Annotated in this window: 1 pseudogene; it reads left to right on the plus strand. The window is 41.2% G+C overall.

The window, feature by feature from the left end:
• Positions 1–427, plus strand: a pseudogene (locus HMPREF2987_RS10955) (hypothetical protein); the annotation flags it as partial.

Genomic DNA, 427 nt, shown 5'->3' on the forward strand with positions numbered 1-427 from the left:
AAAAAGCTAAGGTAGCCGACGAAGTTAAGAAAGCTAACCCAACAGCAACGGATGTTAAAGTTAACAAAGATGGATCAGTAGTTGTAACCTTTAAAGATGGCACCGTAGCCGTTATCCCTGCTGATAAGACAGTTAAGAAATCAGCTGATAAAGTTAAGGAATCGGATGGAGTTAAGAATCCAACAGTAACACCAGTTACAGATCCAAGCAACTTGACTGATGCTGAAAAAGCTAAGGTAGCCAACGAAGTTAAGAAAGCTAACCCAACAGCAATAGATATCAAGGTTAACAATGATGGCTCAGTAGTTGTAACCTTTGCAGATGGCTCAGTAGCAGTTATTCCAGCTGAAAAAGCTGTTACAGCTGCTAACCAAGATTCACCTGCTCAAGCACCAGCTAAGAAAGCTGGAGCGAAAGAATTGCCAAA

The sequence above is a fragment of the Streptococcus sp. HMSC067H01 genome (assembly GCF_001814775.1).
In the GTDB taxonomy this organism is placed as follows: Bacteria; Bacillota; Bacilli; order Lactobacillales; family Streptococcaceae; genus Streptococcus.